At 74.0% G+C, this 15,965-nt stretch carries 17 protein-coding genes; 8 read left to right on the top strand and 9 right to left on the bottom strand.

The features are described from left to right. The first annotated feature begins 84 nt into the window (after positions 1-84). Positions 85-417, top strand: coding sequence for a DUF2516 family protein (locus ACA361_RS25340; RefSeq protein WP_366617729.1), 333 nt, complete (start codon positions 85-87; stop codon positions 415-417). Between the two features lie 3 nt (positions 418-420). Here ACA361_RS25340 and ACA361_RS25335 read toward each other — a convergent pair whose 3' ends face one another. Then, positions 421-1,248 carry an SGNH/GDSL hydrolase family protein gene (locus ACA361_RS25335; RefSeq protein ID WP_375015712.1) on the bottom strand — a complete coding sequence of 276 codons (828 nt, stop codon included), beginning with the start codon at positions 1,246-1,248 and terminating at the stop codon, positions 421-423. 71 nt (positions 1,249-1,319) lie between these two features. Between ACA361_RS25335 and ACA361_RS25330 the strand changes: the two genes are divergently transcribed. After that, positions 1,320-2,060 carry an alanyl-tRNA editing protein gene (locus tag ACA361_RS25330; RefSeq protein ID WP_375015710.1) on the top strand — a complete coding sequence of 247 codons (741 nt, stop codon included), beginning with the start codon at positions 1,320-1,322 and terminating at the stop codon, positions 2,058-2,060. 57 nt (positions 2,061-2,117) lie between these two features. On the opposite strand, the gene ACA361_RS25325 is transcribed toward ACA361_RS25330, so the two are convergent. Next, the gene (locus tag ACA361_RS25325) at positions 2,118-2,762 is read right to left on the bottom strand and encodes a TetR family transcriptional regulator (RefSeq protein ID WP_375015708.1); all 645 of its coding nucleotides are present in this window, start codon (positions 2,760-2,762) and stop codon (positions 2,118-2,120) included. Positions 2,763-2,833: 71 nt separating this feature from the next. On the opposite strand from ACA361_RS25325, the gene ACA361_RS25320 reads away from it, so the two are divergent. Then, on the top strand, positions 2,834-5,185 hold the full coding sequence (locus tag ACA361_RS25320) for an MMPL family transporter (protein ID WP_375015706.1): 2,352 nt from the start codon (positions 2,834-2,836) through the stop codon (positions 5,183-5,185). A gap of 22 nt (positions 5,186-5,207) precedes the next feature. Here the strand turns inward: ACA361_RS25320 and ACA361_RS25315 are convergent, their stop codons facing one another. Both ACA361_RS25315 and ACA361_RS25310 read right to left on the bottom strand, forming a co-directional pair. Beyond that, complete coding sequence (locus tag ACA361_RS25315) at positions 5,208-5,870, bottom strand: response regulator (protein ID WP_375015704.1); 663 nt, start codon at positions 5,868-5,870, stop codon at positions 5,208-5,210. Beyond that, entirely contained in the window at positions 5,858-7,027 is a 1,170-nt protein-coding gene (locus ACA361_RS25310) for a sensor histidine kinase (protein ID WP_375015703.1), read from the bottom strand. The genes ACA361_RS25315 and ACA361_RS25310 overlap by 13 nt, the downstream gene beginning before the upstream one ends. Positions 7,028-7,201: 174 nt before the next feature. On the opposite strand from ACA361_RS25310, the gene ACA361_RS25305 reads away from it, so the two are divergent. After that, a complete protein-coding gene (locus ACA361_RS25305) occupies positions 7,202-7,594 on the top strand; it encodes a DUF6069 family protein (RefSeq protein ID WP_375015702.1) in 393 nt (130 codons plus the stop codon). Between the two features lie 3 nt (positions 7,595-7,597). Here ACA361_RS25305 and ACA361_RS25300 read toward each other — a convergent pair whose 3' ends face one another. Both ACA361_RS25300 and ACA361_RS25295 read right to left on the bottom strand, forming a co-directional pair. Beyond that, positions 7,598-8,689 carry a suppressor of fused domain protein gene (locus ACA361_RS25300; protein WP_375015700.1) on the bottom strand — a complete coding sequence of 364 codons (1,092 nt, stop codon included), beginning with the start codon at positions 8,687-8,689 and terminating at the stop codon, positions 7,598-7,600. A 138-nt stretch (positions 8,690-8,827) separates the two neighbouring features. Then, complete coding sequence (locus tag ACA361_RS25295; RefSeq protein WP_375015698.1) at positions 8,828-9,298, bottom strand: MarR family winged helix-turn-helix transcriptional regulator; 471 nt, start codon at positions 9,296-9,298, stop codon at positions 8,828-8,830. 108 nt (positions 9,299-9,406) lie between these two features. Here ACA361_RS25295 and ACA361_RS25290 point away from each other — a divergent pair, with 108 nt between their 5' ends. Then, positions 9,407-10,546 carry a GDSL-type esterase/lipase family protein gene (locus tag ACA361_RS25290; RefSeq protein WP_375015696.1) on the top strand — a complete coding sequence of 380 codons (1,140 nt, stop codon included), beginning with the start codon at positions 9,407-9,409 and terminating at the stop codon, positions 10,544-10,546. A gap of 72 nt (positions 10,547-10,618) precedes the next feature. Here the strand turns inward: ACA361_RS25290 and ACA361_RS25285 are convergent, their stop codons facing one another. Then, complete coding sequence (locus ACA361_RS25285; protein ID WP_375015694.1) at positions 10,619-11,020, bottom strand: hypothetical protein; 402 nt, start codon at positions 11,018-11,020, stop codon at positions 10,619-10,621. A gap of 182 nt (positions 11,021-11,202) precedes the next feature. Here ACA361_RS25285 and ACA361_RS25280 point away from each other — a divergent pair, with 182 nt between their 5' ends. The 3 genes from ACA361_RS25280 to ACA361_RS25270 all read left to right on the top strand — a co-directional run bounded on the left by ACA361_RS25280 (position 11,203) and on the right by ACA361_RS25270 (position 13,937). Further along, positions 11,203-11,589, top strand: coding sequence for a BlaI/MecI/CopY family transcriptional regulator (locus tag ACA361_RS25280; RefSeq protein WP_375015692.1), 387 nt, complete (start codon positions 11,203-11,205; stop codon positions 11,587-11,589). Beyond that, a complete protein-coding gene (locus ACA361_RS25275; protein WP_375015690.1) occupies positions 11,586-12,503 on the top strand; it encodes a M56 family metallopeptidase in 918 nt (305 codons plus the stop codon). Before ACA361_RS25280 ends, ACA361_RS25275 begins: the two co-directional genes overlap by 4 nt. 171 nt (positions 12,504-12,674) lie before the next feature. Further along, positions 12,675-13,937 (top strand): MFS transporter, encoded by a 1,263-nt coding sequence (locus tag ACA361_RS25270; protein WP_375015688.1) that lies wholly within the window; start codon positions 12,675-12,677, stop codon positions 13,935-13,937. Here ACA361_RS25270 and ACA361_RS25265 read toward each other — a convergent pair. Further along, complete coding sequence (locus tag ACA361_RS25265) at positions 13,870-14,352, bottom strand: pyridoxamine 5'-phosphate oxidase family protein (protein ID WP_375015687.1); 483 nt, start codon at positions 14,350-14,352, stop codon at positions 13,870-13,872. The genes ACA361_RS25270 and ACA361_RS25265 overlap by 68 nt on opposite strands. 56 nt (positions 14,353-14,408) lie before the next feature. Next, the gene (locus ACA361_RS25260) at positions 14,409-15,911 is read right to left on the bottom strand and encodes an MFS transporter (RefSeq protein WP_375015686.1); all 1,503 of its coding nucleotides are present in this window, start codon (positions 15,909-15,911) and stop codon (positions 14,409-14,411) included. Positions 15,912-15,965 lie beyond the last annotated feature (54 nt).

Below are 15,965 nucleotides of genomic sequence, written 5' to 3'. Positions count from 1 at the left end.
CGGCCGGGATAGACCGGCCGGGCTCCTTCGTTGATTAGGGTGGGGAAGCACTGTCCACGGCGACGAGAGTGGTGAGCACTACCGATGGAGGCCCTCTCCTACTTCTTCTGGTTCCTGGCGATCGTCGCGTTCGTCTTCGAGGTCATCGCCCTCATCGACATCCTCGGCGTCCCGGAGGGCGCTTTCCCGGCGACCGACAAGCAGACCAAGAAGCTGTGGCTCATCCTGCTGGTGGTCGCGAACGTGGTCGGCCTCGGCGGCGCGGTCGGGTTCCTGCCGCTGCTCTCGTTCCTGCCGATCGCCGCGTTCATCGTGGCCGCGATCTACCTCGCCGACGTGAAGCCGGCGGTGCGGCCGTACAAGAAGAAGGGCGGCCAGGGCGGGCAGGGCGGTTCGGGGCCGTACGGCCCCTGGTAAGGGTCAGGGACGCTCGCGCGCGGCACGCCGGGTGGACGAGCCGGTCGGCAGAGCCTCGGCCGCCGCGTCGGGCGGGTTGTAGCCGACGTCGGTCTCGCCGAGTACGGGCGCGGCGAGCTTGAGGGCCCGCAGGTCGTCGGCCAGCCGGCGGGCGATGTACCGGTTGCCGGCCTGGTTGGGGTGGGTTCCGTCGCGGCGGATCAGCCGGGCGGCGTTGCCGGTGCCGCGCCGGACGTCACCGGTGATCCACTTTCCGGAGAGCGGGTCGATGAACGGGATCCGCAGGATCGCGGCCACGTCGCGCAGCGCGTCCCGGACCATGAGCGCCTTCGGGCCGGGGTCGCCGCCCCACATCGGGCCCATCAGGACCAGCTGGGTGCGGGGCCAGCGGTTCCGGACGCCCTCCAGCAGCGCGCGGGCCCGCTGGGTGATCACCTCGGGCCGCATCCGGACGTCGTTGTGGCCGCCGGAGATCAGCACCATGTCGGGGGCGGGCCGCCAGGAGAGCTGCTGCCCGAACAGCGAGGCGAACGTCTCGCCGGTGCCGCCGTCGTTGGCGAAGCCGGTGCGGGCCTGCCCGGCGACGACGATCTGCCAGCCGAGGGTGCGGGCGGTCTCGGCGGCGTACGCGCCCTCCGGCTTGATCCCGCGGATGCCGACCGTGTAGCTGTCGCCGAGAGCGAAGACGACCGGGGCGCGCTTCTCCGGTTCGGCGGTGGGGGCGCCGGTTCCGGGCGTACCCCTGCCGATCCTGTCCAGCTGGAGGGCGGCGCCGACACCGACGCACACCACCAGCACCACCGCCAACGCGGCCCAGAGCAGTCGGGGCACGCCGTACGCCCTCCAAGAAGCGAGTCCGGAACGGGCGGCGCGCCCGCCGCGCGACCCATATCGTGTCGAGGATGAGCAGCGGCACCCACCATCACGGACGGACCGGCCGGCTGGAGCTCGACGACCAGTCGCTGCGCGAATGGGACGCGGTCGTCCTGGACGCGGGACCCGAGGGCATCGTCCTCGACAGGTCCGCATTTTATCCCGGCGGCGGGGGCCAGCCGCCGGATCACGGCGTTCTTCTGTGGCAGGGCGTGCAGACGCGTGTCGTGGGAGTGCGCAAAGGCGACGATCTGGAGCTGATCCCGGCGGAGGGCGATCCGGTGCCGCCGGCCGGGACGAGCGTGCGCGGCGCCGTGGAGGACGGCCGCCGGACGGCGCTGATGCGGACCCATTCGGGCCTGCACCTGCTGTGCGGCGTGGTGTTCCGCGACTACGGATGCCTGGTCACGGGCGGGAACATGGAGCCGATGTCCGCACGCATGGACTTCGATCTGCGCGAGGTGCCGCCCGGGTTCAAGCAGGCCGTGGAGGACGCCTGCAACGCGGAGATCGAGGCGGACCGGCGGATCGACGTGCGGACGCTGCCGCGCGCGGAGGCGTTCGCGATCCCCGACATCGTCCGGACGGCGACGAACCTGGTGCCGCCGGAGGTCGAGGACGTGCGGATCGTCGACATCGTCGGGCTGGACACGCAGGCCGACGGCGGTACGCATGTCGCCTCGACCCGGCAGGTCGGGCGGATCGCGGTGGCGAAGGTGGAGAACAAGGGCCGCGGGTTCCGCCGGCTGCGGATCAAGATCTCGGACTGACCGCCGCGACGGGCCGGGTGCCGGGCCGCGGGCGCCTCCGCGGACCGGCACCCGGGTTCAGCGGCCCCCGGCGGGCGGCGCGGGGGCGGTCAGGGCGGCGATCGAGCCGAGCCCGTGCTCGACGATCGCCAGCGCGCGGTCGAGGGCGGTCCGGGTGGACAGCGGGTCGTACCCCTGCTCGCGGCAGTGGACGATGACGGCCTGCATGCCGCCGACCGCGATGCCGGCGGCCGCGACCGCCTCGATCTCGCCGATGTCGGGGCACAGCTCGTGCAGCCGGGCCCTGATCTCGTCCTGGATCTCGGTGAGGCGCTGCATGGCGCGGGCCCGGAGCCCGGGGCGTTCCAGGATCAGCCGGACCTGGACGGTGCCGTACGCGCCGTGCTCGGAGACCAGCGTCTCCAGCACGTCGACGACGCTCTGCCGGACGGTCTCCAGCGGTGTCTCGCCGGGCTCGCGGCGGGCGAGCCGCTCGGCGACCTCGTCGAGCCGGTCGTCGACCTCGGCGAAGACGACGTCCTCCTTGCTGGGGAAGTAGCTGAAGAACGTGCGGGGGGACACGTCGGCCGCCGCGGCGATGTCGGCGATCGTCGTCTCCTCGTAGCCGCGCTCCGCGAACAGCCGGAGGGCGGCGGTGGCCAGCGCCGAGCGGGTGCGGCGCTTCTTGCGTTCGCGCAGCCCGGGCTCCTCGGCGTGATGCATGTCACGCATTTTACCACGACTGCATTTTTGCATCTATTGCAGAAATCTACGGAACGTGCTGCCCTGGAAGCATGGCGCGATTTCTGGACCGGCTGGGCCGCCTCTGCGTGCGGCGGCGCCGCGCGGTCTTCGCGGTGTGGGCCGTCCTGATCCTGGCCACGGGCGTTCTCGGGCTCGCGCGCGGCGGCATCTTCGTCCAGCAGAGCACGCTGCCGGGCACCGAGACCCAGCGCGCCATCGACACGATGCGCGAGGACTTCCCCGCCATGGCCGGGCCCACCGCCACCGTGGTGTTCCACTCCACCCCGCGGGCCAGCCCCGGCGACTGGCGCATCGCGCTCACGGTCGGCGAGTCGATCCGCAACATCACCGAACTCGACCGCGTCGCGTTCACCGAGAACCCGTACGCCCAGGGCATGGGCGGCATGAAGACGCACGACGCGGTCGCGATCCGGCTCCACTTCACCGGCGACATGAGCGACGTCGGCCAGGCCGACCTGGACGCGCTCGACAAGGCGGTGGAGCCCGCCAGGATGGCCGGCCTGGACGTGAAGTTCGGCGGCATCACCGCGATGCTCCTCAACCAGCCCAAGGGCGGCCCGCAGGAGGGCGCCGGGATCATGCTGGCGATGCTGGTGCTGCTGCTGGCGTTCGGGTCGTTCCTGGCCGCCGGCATCCCGATCCTGGTGTCGCTGTGCGGGCTCGCGGTCGCGTACTCCCTGATCCACTTCGCGGCCGCGCACCTCGAGGTGCACCCGACCGCCCCGATGTGCGCCGCGATGCTCGGCCTCGGCGCCGGGATCGACTACGCCCTGTTCATCGTCACCCGGCACCGCCAGCAGCTCGCCGCGGGCGACGACGTGGAGACCGCCGTGGGACGGGCCATGGCGCACTCCGGGCACGCGGTCGTGTTCGCCGGCGGGACGGTCGTGTTCGCGATCTGCGGGCTGTTCCTGTCCGGGATCGAGTTCATCGGCCGGATCGGGCTCGCGACCGCGGTGGCCGTGGGGCTGATGGTGGTCGCGGCGCTGACGCTGCTGCCCGCCGTCCTCGGCGCCCTCGGAACGAACATCGACCGCTACAAGCTGCCGCGCGTCCGTCCCGACCGCGCCTCCGAGCGGTGGACGCGCTGGGGCCGGCACGTGGACCGCCGCGCCTGGCCGTACGCGATCATCGCGACGCTGGTCCTGCTGGCGATGGCGATCCCGACCCTCAGCCTGCGCTTCGGCGTGATGGCCGACAGCATCGCCTCGCCGCAGATGTCGTCGCGGCAGGCGTACGACGTCGTCGCGAAGGAGTTCGGCGCCGGGCACTACAGCCCGTTCGTCGTCGTCGGGAAGGTGCCGGGCGAGGCGGAGCGCCGCGAAGCGCCCAAGTGGGAGACCGAAGAGGAGAAGGAGAAGGAGGAGGGCGGCTCGTCCGGGCTGTCGGGGCTGACCGGCCTCACCGGCCCGTCCGGCGGCGGCGCGTCCCCGTCGCCGTCCCCGGAGCCGCGGCGGGACGGCTCGTCCCCCGTCAAGGGCGCCCCGGACCTCACCAAGAAGCCGGACCGGGACGCGATCCTGCTGGCGCAGGAGCTCAGGCGCCGCCTCGCCGAGGTGCCGGGCGTCGCGTTCGCCGCCGAGCCGGTCGTCACCGGGACGACCGTCACCCTCCAGGTCATCCCGGCGGGCGCTCCGCACGACGAGGCGACGACCGACCTGGTCCACCGGCTGCGCGGCGCCGAGCTGCCCGCCGTCAAGAAGGCCCATCCGGGCACGACGCTCTACCTCGGCGGCGAGAACCCGGCGATCATCGACCTGGCCGACACGGTCGGCGACCGGATGCTCACCGTGGTGATCGCCGTGGTCGGGGTCGCGCTGATCCTGCTCGTGATCGCGTTCCGGTCGATCCTCGTCCCGGTCAAGGCCGCGCTGATGAACCTGCTGTCGATCGGCGCCTCGTTCGGTGTGGTCACGGCCGTGTTCCAGTGGGGGTGGGGAGTCCAGTTGCTGGGGGTCGACCAGGCGATCCCGATCATGTCGTTCGTGCCGCTGTTCATGTTCGCCCTGATCTTCGGGCTGTCGATGGACTACGAGGTCTTCCTGCTCTCCCGGATCCGCGAGGAGTACGAGCGCACCGGCGACCCGCACGAGAGCGTCGTCACCGGCATCGCCGCCACCGCCCGCCTCATCACCTCGGCCGCGCTCATCATGATCTTCGTCTTCGCCAGCTTCGTCCCGCAGCCCGACCCGACGATCAAGATGATGGCGCTGGGGCTGGCGGTCGCCGTCGCGGTGGACGCCACGATCGTCCGGCTCGTGCTCGTCCCGGCCCTGATGAGCCTCCTCGGCCACGCCAATTGGTGGTTCCCCGGCCGGAAGCGCCCGGCCGTCCAGGCGCCCGAGGACGCCGGGAAGCGCGAGCTCGAACCCGCCCGCTGAACCCCGGCCGGCCGCCGCGCGGTCAGACCAGGCCGGCGTCGTGGGCCAGCAGGGCGATCTGGGTCCGGTTGTCCAGGTCGAGCTTGGTGAGGATGCTGGAGACGTGCGCCTTGACCGTCGCGACGGTCATGTAGAGGTCCGCGGCGATCCGCGCGTTCGCGTGGCCCTGGCCGACGGCGAGGACGACCTCGTTCTCCCGGGGGCTGAGGGACGCCAGCGCGGCGCGGGCCCGCTCGTACGCGCCCGCCTGCGTGGCGGCGCGCTCCATCAGTCGGCGCGTGATCCGCGGCGACAGGATCGGCTCGCCGGCGGCGATCCGGCGGACGGCGTCCACGATCTCCGCGGGCGGCGTGTCCTTGAGCAGGAAGCCGCCGGCGCCCGCGCGCAGGGCGAACAGGATGTTCTCGTCGCTGTCGAACGTGGTCAGCACGACCACCTCGGGCGCGTCGCGGTGCCGCCGCAGCTCGCGGGTCGCGGCGATGCCGTCCACCCGCGGCATCCGCAGGTCCATGAGGACGACGTGCGGGGAGTGCGCCGCCACGGCGGCCGGGACCTCGGCGCCGTCGGACGCCTCGCCGACGACCGAGATGCCGTGCGCCCCGTCGATCATCATGGCGAGGCCGGCGCGGACCAGGGGGTCGTCGTCCACGATGAGCACCCGCAGCCCGTCGCTCACGCGGACCATGGTAGCCAGGCGCGCAGCCGGAACTCGCCGCCGGCGGCCTGGTGGTCCAGCCGCCCGCCGGCCAGCCGCACCCGTTCGGTGAGGCCGACCAGGCCCGTGCCCGTACCGGGGACGGCGGGCCCGGCGGCGAGGTCCGCGGGGAGCGGGTTGCGGATGTCGATCTCCAGCCGATCGCCGGGCGCGCCCGCCACCGTCACCTCGACCGGCAGCCCGGCGGCGTGCTTGCGGGCGTTGGTGAGGCCCTCCTGCACGACGCGGTACGCGGTCCGCCCGGTCGTGACGGGCAGCGCGGCCGGGTCGGCGACCTCGTCGCGGAGCCGGACCGGCCAGCCGGCGCCGCGCGTCTCCTCGACCAGGGCGGGCAGGTCGGCCAGCACGGGCTGCGGCCGCTCGCCGTCGTCGTCGCCGGCGGTGTTCTCCGGGTCCCGCAGCACGCCGATCACGTCCCGGAGCTCGTCGAGGGCCTGGTGGACGCCCTCGCGGACCACCCCGGCGGCGCGGGCGAGCTGCTCGGGCGGGGCGTCCGGACGGTATTCGAGCGCCCCCGCGTAGGTGGCCAGGAGCGACAGCCGGTGGGCGAGGACGTCGTGCATCTCCCGCGCGATGCGGGTGCGCTCGGCCATCCGCGCCTCGGCGACCCGCCGGCCCTGCTCGGCCTCGGCGCGCAGGGCGCGCTCCCGCAGCGAGTCGACGAGGGCGCGGCGCACCCGCACCAGGACGCCCCACCCGACCAGCGCCCCGTACGCGACGGTGATCAGGGCCAGCCACCAGCCGAACGAGATGCCGCCGTTGGGACGCCACGCGCCCTGCGCGGCATGGGCGGCGACGCCCGCCACCGCGACCGCGGCCGCGACGCGGAACGGGCGCCGCTGCGCGACCAGCAGCACGGCCATCGTGGCCGGCGGCGTCGCCGCGGGCGACAGCACCGCGAGCGCCGTGAGCACCAGTGCGCCCCGCACCGGCCACCTGGCCAGGGCGGGGAGCAGCGCGCAGCACACCGCGCCCGCGGCGATGTCGAGCCACGGCGGCCCGGCGCCCGGGTCCGCCGCGTACCGGCCCCAGACGGCGCAGGCGGTCAGGACGGCGACCGCGGCGATCGCCACTCCCAGGGGCACGGCTCCGCCGCGGGCCTCCTCGCACGGCTCCTCGATGCTCACGGCCCGAGGCTAACCAGCGGCGGGACCCGCCGGCCCCCTACTTAAGTCGGTGATCGGCCCGTCCCCGGTCGGTGCGGCCGCCGTCCCGCGCCCGATGCGGCCGCCGCGCCGTGGCGGCGACTCTGGGATGGCCGGGGCGCCCGTTCCGGCCGTCCATCGAGAAAGGACACGACCGTGGCCTCCTGCACCCCCCGAAGGTTCCTGACCGTGCTCATCGCGACCGCGGCGGCCCTCGCCCACTGGGCGCTGCTCGACCTGGTGGCCGGGGCCGACCTGGTCGCCCGGACCGGCGGCTCGGAGCGCCCCGTCGGCGCCGCCATGGTGGCGGCGGGGAGCCTGGCCGCCGGCCTCGCCGCGTGGGGACTGCTCGCGCTGTTGGAGCGGGTCGCCGACCGCGCCCGCCTCATCTGGACGGTCATCGCGGGCGCCGTCCTGGTCCTGTCGCTGGCGGGCCCGCTCGGCGGGGCGGTCGGCGCCGGGAACGCGGCGGCCCTCGCCGGCCTGCACCTGACGGTCGGCGCGGCCCTGATCGCCGGGCTGCCGCGCCGGGGCAGGGCCGCCTGCTGAACCTCAGCGGGCGATGTCGGTGACGGGCAGGCCGTCCGGTGCGCAGACGGAGGCGACGACGCCGTGCGTGCCGGACGCCTTCGCCTCCGCCAGCTCCTCGGCGCTGATCCCGACCGCGGCCAGGAACGTGAGCGGGCCGTGCGGGGTCTCGATCGTGCCCAGGCGCGGGTCCTCGACGAACGCCAGCGCGGTGAGCCGCCCCTCGCCGCCGATCGGGTTGATGATGTCCATCCGGTGCCCGTCGGCGAAGGAGCGCTTGTCGGAGAAGACGTACTCGCCCAGCTCCATCAGCAGCTTCAGCGACCACCCCGGCGGCTGCTCCTCCGCGCCGCGCGGCACCCGCAGCGTCAGCTCGTAGCCCAGCCCGACGCCGTCGGCCTCCCCGTCCAGGTCGCTGAAGCCGTGCGTGGTCAGGAGCCAGTGGCCGTCGGCCGGGTGCGCGGACAGCTCCTTCACCCCGGTGAGGAACGCCGCGCCGGTGCCCCAGGCCAGCGGCTCGACCCCGGGCAGCAGCTCCTCCAGCGCCCGCCGGATCGACTTGCGGGTCCCCAGGACCGGCGCGCCCGCCTCGGCCAGCGCGCCGAGCACGCCTCCCCACAGGCGCTCCTCCCCGAACGCCTCCGGATCGCGCGCCTCCAGCGTGGCGGCGAGCTTCGCGGTGTACGCGCGCGCCTCCTCGTCCGAGGCGCCCGCGAGCTCCTGCCCCCGGAGCTCGATCCGGTAGAGGAACTCCACGAAGTCGTCCAGCGTGCGGTTGACGATCTCGGCGGTCGACTCCTCGCCCTCCGCCAGGGCGAGCAGCAGCACGTACCCGCGCTTCATGTCCAGGCAGAACCGGAGCGGCTCGCCGTCGGGCGACCCGCCCAGCACCAGCAGCGGGACGTCCTCGCCCTCCGCCTGGACCGGGAGGACCGTGAACGCCTCCGGCTCGTCCACCCGCATCGAGAAGTAGAACCCCATCGACGCCGGGAGCCCCACCTCGCAGAGCGCCTCGACGTCGGCGGGACTCAGCCCGCCGGCCTCGGCGTCCGCGCGGTCGAGCCGGACGACCTCGCGCTCCCCGAAGACCCGGACAAGCTCGGCGTTCGTGGCCATGTACGACATCCCCGTTCGGTAGGTGAATCGGGTGATGGTAGTGGAGGGCCGGGCCCGGCGTTCCGGTAATGGCCGCCATGTCGAGGTAGAGACGGCTCCACCTCGAACCGGGCCCTCTGCCCCTGACGCGGCGGGGGGTCAGTCGGGGGTGCGGGCCACGGCCTCGGGGTTGGCGGCGTCGCGGATGGTGCGGAGGGCGGCGACCAGGGCGTCGAGCTGGTCGGGCGGCAGGAGGCCGGTGATCCAGCGGTCGACGACGGCGAGGTAGCCGGGCATGACCCGTTCGAGGCGCTCCAGGCCGGCGGGGGTGAGGACGGCGTAGGTCGCGCGCCGGTCGTCGGCGGAGGACTCGCGGTCGGCCAGCCCGTTGCGGGCGAGGCGGTCCATGAGGCGGGTGACGCCGCTGGTGGAGAGGCCGGTCTGGGCGGCGAGGTCCGTCATCCGCAGGCGGCGGCCGGGGGAGCGGCTCAGCCGCATCAGGGCGTTGAGGTCCAGCGCCGAGAGCCCGTGCTCCTTCAGGAGGGGGTCGACCTTGGCCGAGAGTCCGGCGCCGGCTTCCCAGAGCAGGCCGGCGGCGGTGAGGCGGGGATCGGCGAAGAGGTCGTCCATGGTGAGGACCCTACCGGGATTTGTTGTCGCCGGGATAGTTGACGTGAGGAATGATTCGGTGCATGCTTGCGTCATCAATATTCCTCGCGTCAACTTTTGGAGTGTCTCATGAACGACTCCCGAGCGTGGGTGGCCGGCTTCCGGACCGGGGTGATCAGCCCGTACGAGGAGATCAAGCTCGCCGAGCCGCGCGGGTTCGCGGGCCAGACCGTGCGCCAGGTGCTGCGGATGGCGGGCGGCGGGGAGCGGCTGCGGGTCCGGCTGAGCAACCGGTACGGGCGGGACGCGCTGCGGATCGGCGCCGCGCGCGTCGCGCTGCGCAAGGCCGGTGACGAGATCGTGCCGGAGACCGACACCGGCGTGCGGTTCTCCGGAGCGGACGAGGTGACCGTGCCGGCGGGCGGCGAGGTCGTCAGCGACCCCGTGGACATGGCCGTGGCGGCGGGGGGCGAGCTCGCGCTGAGCCTTTACCTGCCGGGCGAGACCGGCCTGGCGACGTACTCGCACCAGCCGATGGCGACGGCCTTCGTCGCGGACGGGAACCTCGCCTCGGCGGCGGCGCTGCCGGGGGCGGAGCGTGCCGCCGCGCGGTTCTACGTGACCGGGGTGGACGTGCTCGCGCCCGAGGGGACCGCGGTCGCGGTGGCGTTCGGCGACTCCTGGTTCGAGGGCGTGGGAACGACCATGGACGCCGACCGCCGGTCCGTGGACGTCCTCAACGGGCGGCTCGCCAGGGGCTGGGCCGTCAACCAGGGGATCGCCGGGAACCGGCTGCTGGAGGACGAGATCGGCGAGCACGCGCTGGCGCGCTTCGACCGGGACGTGGTGGCGGTGCCGGGTGCCACGCACGTGCTGCTGCACTTCGGCATCAACGATCTGGGGCTGCCGGGGATGGTGGGGCGGCCGCCGGCGGAGGCGGAGCGGCTGATCGAGGGGTTCGGGGAGCTGGCACGGCGGGCGCGGGCGGCGGGGCTGGCGGTCCTGGCCGCGACCATCGGGCCGTTCGCCGGGGCGATCTACCCGGGGATCAGCACCCCGGAGGGGCTGGCCGCGCGGCGGCGGGTGAACGAGTGGATCCGCGCGGGCGGGGCGTTCGACGCGGTCTTCGATGTCGCGCGGGCGGTCGAGGACCCGGAGCGGCCCGACTTCATCCGGCCGGAGTTCGACGGCGGCGACGGCATGCACCTGAACGACGCCGGTGCCCGCGCCATGGCGGAGTCGGTGGATCTCCGGGACCTCGTCCTCTGAGTCTCCGAGGACTCGGGGGAGGTCCGCGCGGGGCCGCGGCGGGCGATGGTCCGCGGCCCCGCGCGGCCCCGGTCAGCGGGACGGGTCCCCGGCGCGGGCGGCCGCGCCGGTGCCGACGCGGCGGAGGCGCCCCTCGACGTCCTTGTCGGCCTCGCGCGTGCCGGGGCCCTCGTGCGTTTCGAGGTGCCCGGCGTCGTGCTCCGAGCCCGTTCCGACGTACCGGACGCGGTGCCGGGCGTCCGCGCGGGCGTCCTCGGTGCCGGACCGGGCGTCCGGCGGCACGTCGCCGGTGTCCCCGTGCCCGCCCGTTCCCAGGTGCCGGACGTGCCGGCCGGCGTCCTGGTCGGCGTCCCGGGTGCCGGGTCCCTCGTTCGCGTCGAGCGTTCCGCGGCCGGTGCTGGCGCCGGTGCCGACGCGGGCGATGCGCTGCCGGGCGTCGGTCTCGGCGTCCGTGGTGCTGAGTCGGTGGTTCATTTCCAGGCCCCCGTTCGTCCTATTTCTGCTGCTACCCGCCCGGTGGCCGCCTCATTCTCGGAGAGCGGCACGCGGGGCGACGCTGCTCACCTGACCGGCCGTAGTACTACGGCTTGTAGTACTTGATGTTGTAGTACTACCCGGCGTGGTGATGTCGCTCCCGGTCGCATATCCTGGTCGCCGTGAAGGGTCTGGGAGAGCTTGAACGCACGGTCATGGAGGTCCTCTGGGCGAGGGAGGACGCCGGCGGCGGCGCCGCGACCGCGCGCGACGTCAGCCGCGCCCTCGCCGGTGACCGCGACCTCGCGCACACCACCGTGATGACCGTCCTCGACCGCCTCGCCAAGAAGGACTTCCTCCAGCGCGAGCGCGACGGCCGCGCGTGGCGCTACCGCCCGGTGGCCAGCCGCGAGCGGTACGTCACCGAGCTGATGCTGGGCGCGCTCGACGAGACCGGCGACCGCGGCGCCGCCCTGGTGCACTTCGTCCGGTCGGTCTCGGAGGACGAGGCCGCCGTGATCGCCAAAGCCCTCGGTGAGTTGACCTCCGTGAAGGAGCGACCCGCATGACCGGCACCGCCCTGCTCGCACTGCTCTCGATCGGGACGATCGGCGGGGCCCACCTGCTGTCCAGGGCGCGCTGGACGTGGCGCGCGCCGCGGATCGGCATCGCCCTGTGGCAGGCGCTCGGGCTCAGCTGGGGCGTGGCGACCATCGGAGCGCTGCTGGGGCTGGCGCTGCTGCCGTACCAGAAGGGCATCGTGGGCGGCATGCCCGGACTGTTCGGCGACCAGGCGGGCCGGCTCGGCACCGCGCACGTCGCCGCGCTGCTCGCCGCGATCAGCCTGGCCGCCGTGCTGCTGACCATGCTCGGGTACGCGGTCGTCCGCGTCGTGCGGGCCCGCCGCCGCCATCGCGCGCTGCTCGCGCTCGTATCGCGCAGCGACTCGGCCGTGCCCAGGGGCACGCTCGTACTCGATCACCCCGGGGCCGCCGCCTACTGCGTCCCCGGGGTCCGCTCGTCCAAGGTGGTCGTGAGCGCCGGGACGCTCGCGCTGCTCGACCCCGCCGAGCTGGCCGCGGTGCTGGCGCACGAGCGGGCGCACGCGCGCGAGCGGCACGACCTGGTGCTGCTGCCGTTCGCCTCGCTGCGCCAGGTGTTCCCGCAGATCCATCTGGTGGGGCGCTGCCTGGACGCGGTCGAGCTGCTGATCGAGATGGCCGCCGACGACCGTGCCCGCCGGCACCGGCCGCCGCGCGAGCTGGCCACCGCGCTGCTGCGGTTCGCCGCCGCCCGCCCGGCCGCCGCGCCGTCCGGCACGCTCGGCGTCGCCAACGCCGACGGCGGGCACATCCCGGTCATGGCCCGGGTCAACCGGCTGCTGGAGCCGGAGCCGGTCGGGCGTTCCGCCCGGTTCGCCGCCATGGTCGCGGTCCCCGTCATCGCCGGGGTGCCGCTGCTGCTGTACGCGCTGCCGCACTAGCCGCCGTACCGCCGCTTCAGTACGGAGCCGACGCCTGGGCCGCCTGACGGGCCCAGGCGTTTCGTGTTTCCGGGAACACCGCGGAATTCACGGCGACCGAACGTGAATAAGTTTTGTGTTCTGCCGTAGAGTGCCCTCCACGCCAGCCACCCTGAGGAGGGCCGCGTGTCGATGACCGTACGGAACCGCCGGGCACGGTTCTCGGTGAACGCCGCGTTCGCGGTCCAGGGGCTGTGCTTCGCCTCGCTCGTGACGCGCGTACCGCAGGTGCAGGACGCGCACCGCCTCAGCGACGGCGCGCTCGCGCTGGTGCTGCTGCTCGTCCCGGTGATCGCCGGGGTCGGCAGCGTGGTGGCCGGGTCGCTGTTCGCCCGCTTCGGCAGCGGGCCCGTCCTGCGGGTCGCGCAGCCCGGCGTGTGCGCCGCGATGACGCTGGTCGGCCTCACCGGCGGGAACCTGCTCCCCCTGTACGTCGCGGTCGCGCTGTTCGGGGTGTCCGTCGGCGCCGTGGACGCCGGGATGAACGCGCAGGCCGTGAGCGCCGAGCGCCGCTACGGGATGAGCCTGCTCACCGGCTTCTACGCCGTGTGGAGCGTCGCGGGGATCCTCGGCGGCCTGTGGGTGGCGCTGGCCAACAAGCTCGACCTGGGCCTGCTGCCCGGGTTCGCGGTGCCCGCCGCCCTCGGCGCGATCATCTCGCTGGCCACCGGCCCGCGGCTCTTCCGCAAGGACGAGGAGGGCACCGGGCCCAGCGCGGAGCAGCTCAAGGCCGCCGCGAAACACGTCCCCTGGCGGCCGGTGCTGATCGTCGGCATCGCCATGGGGGTCTTCTACCTCGCCGACTCCGTCGTCTCCAGCTACAGCGCCAAGTTCCTGGAGGACGAGCTGGGCGCGAGCGACTTCGCGGCGCCGCTCGGGTACGTGGCGTACCAGATCGCCATGGTCGCCAGCCGGGCCGCGGCCGACCTGGGCGTCCGCCGGTACGGCGGCGCGCTCGTCGTCCGCCTCGGCGGCATCGTGGGCCTGGCCGGCATGATCGGCGTGGTGGCCGCGCCCAACGCCGCCGCCGCGATCGCCGCGTTCGCGGTCGCCGGGCTCGGCCTCAGCGTCGTCGCGCCGGTGGCGTTCTCGGCGGCCGGCCAGGTGGACCCGACCGGGCTGGGCGTCGCGGTGGCGCGGCTGAACGTCTTCAACTACGTGGGCTTCGTGCTGGGCGCCGCGATCGCCGGGGCGCTCGCGCCGGCCGGGATGCGGCCGGTCTTCCTCGTCCCGGCGCTGCTGGTCGTGGTCGTCATCGCGCTCGCGAACGGCTTCGCGCCGCGGCCGGTGGACACCGGTGCCGCGGCGCGAGGCGGGGCGGGGCCCGCTACAGCTCCTGCATCTCCGGAGGCAGATCCAGGCCCATCCCGTACAGGCGTTCCGCCCGGAGCCTGATCACGACGCGGCCCTCCTCGACCTGCTGCTTGAGGTACGCCTCCCGTTCGGCGCCGTCCTCGAACCCCGGCGTCATGGCCAGCAGCTCCAGGCCGGCGGCGTCGCCCGGCTCGGTCGTCTCCGCCACCTCGGCCGTGCCCTCGACCACCGCGTACCTGGTGTGGTCGCGGGAGGTCACGTAGAGCGCGGCGTGCGGGTCGTTGCGGAGCTGGCGCACCTTGAGGCGGTCCCTGGTGGACGAGACGCGCACGATCCGCTCGGCGGGGTCCCACTTGTAGAGCACCGTGGACAGGTGCGGGTGGCCGCTGCGTTTGACGGCCGCGAGCGCTCCGAAGAGGTTCTCGCCCAGGAAGGCGGACACGTCCGCGTCGGTCAGGATCTCGGGGCCGGGCTGCTGCTCGCCGGTGTCCGTCATCGGATTCTCCTCGCGTTCGGTGTTCAGGCAGGTGCCAGTGGTCTTCGGGCGTCGGTTCAGGCACCGAGAGGGGTCTTGCCGGCGGGCGCCTCGGGGACGGCGGCGGCCGGGGCGAGGGGCGGGGCCGGGGTCGCGGGGCGCCGTACGACGAGGAGCGCGATCACGAACGCCGCCGCCAGCAGCCCGGCGCCGACTCCGAAGGCGAGGTTATAGCCGCCGGTCAGCGCGGCGGCCTCGGTCCGGCCCTCGTCCAGCAGGCCCGCCGTCCGGGAGGCCGCGAGCGTGGACAGCAGCGCGACGCCGAGCGCCATCCCGACCTGCTGCGTGGTGTTGAAGACGCCGGAGGCGAGCCCGGCGTCGTCGTCGCGGGCCCCCGACATGCCGAGCGAGGTCAGCGCGGGCAGGGCGAGGCCGAAGCCGGCGGCCAGGAACATCAGCGGCAGCAGCCGGGTGGCGTAGTCCGCGTCCTCCGGGATGCGGGCGAGCAGCCCCAGCAGAACGGTGAGCAGCACGATCCCGGTCAGCAGGACGGTGCGCTCGCCGAACCGGCCGATGAGCCGGGTGGAGACGCCGAGCGACACCGCGCCGATCACCACCGCCGCCGGGAGCATCGCCAGGCCGGTCTCCAGCGCGCCGTACCCGAGCACCTTCTGCATGTACAGGGCGACGATGATCTGGAACGAGAACAGCGCGGCGACCATCAGCATCTGCACCAGGTTGGCGCCGGCGACGGCGCGCGACCGCAGGATCCGCAGCGGCATCAGCGGGACGCGGGCGGTGGCCTGGCGGGCGAAGAAGGCGGCCAGCAGCGCGATCGCGACCGCGCCGAGGCCGAGCGTGCGCACCGACGTCCAGCCGTGCTCCTCGACCTTGACCATCGTGTAGATGCCGAGCATCAGCCCGGCGGTGACCAGCCCGGCACCGGCGACGTCGGCGCCGGCCGACAGGCCGAGGCCGCGGTCGGACGGCAGCGCGGGCAGTGCGACCGCCACCAGGACCAGTCCGATCGGCAGGTTGATGAAGAAGATCCAGTGCCAGTTCAGCAGGTCGGTGAGGACGCCGCCGAGCACCTGGCCGATGGAGGCCCCGGCGGCGCCGGTGAACGAGAAGATCGCGATGGCCCGGGCCCGTTCGCGGGCCTCGGTGAACAGCGTGACCAGGATCCCGAGGCCGACCGCCGAGGACATCGCGCTCCCGAGGCCCTGGAGGAAGCGGGCGGCGACCAGGACGGCCGGGTCGGTGGCGGCCCCCGCCAGCAGCGAGGCCAGCGTGAAGACCGCCGTGCCGGCGACGAACATCCGCTTGCGGCCCAGCAGGTCGCCGAGCCGGCCGGCGAGCAGCAGCAGGCTGCCGAACGCGATCAGGTAGGCGTTGACGACCCAGCTGAGGCCGGCGGGGGAGAAGCCGAGGTCCTGCTGGATGGCGGGCATCGCCACGGTGACGATGCTGCCGTCCAGGATGACCATCAGGGTCCCGGTGGCGAGCACGCCCAGCGCGAGCCGGCGCGAGCGTGCGGGCGAATCCGGTGAAGAGGGTGAAGAGGGGGAAGAGGTCTGCATGGTCGCTCCCGTGCGTTCAGTGACAACAGGAGAGACGGTAGCAGATAGTTTTGT

It is taken from the genome of Actinomadura sp. 21ATH (assembly GCF_041951345.1).
In the GTDB taxonomy this organism is placed as follows: Bacteria; Actinomycetota; Actinomycetes; order Streptosporangiales; family Streptosporangiaceae; genus Spirillospora.
This window is presented reverse-complemented; position numbering and strand designations above follow the sequence as displayed.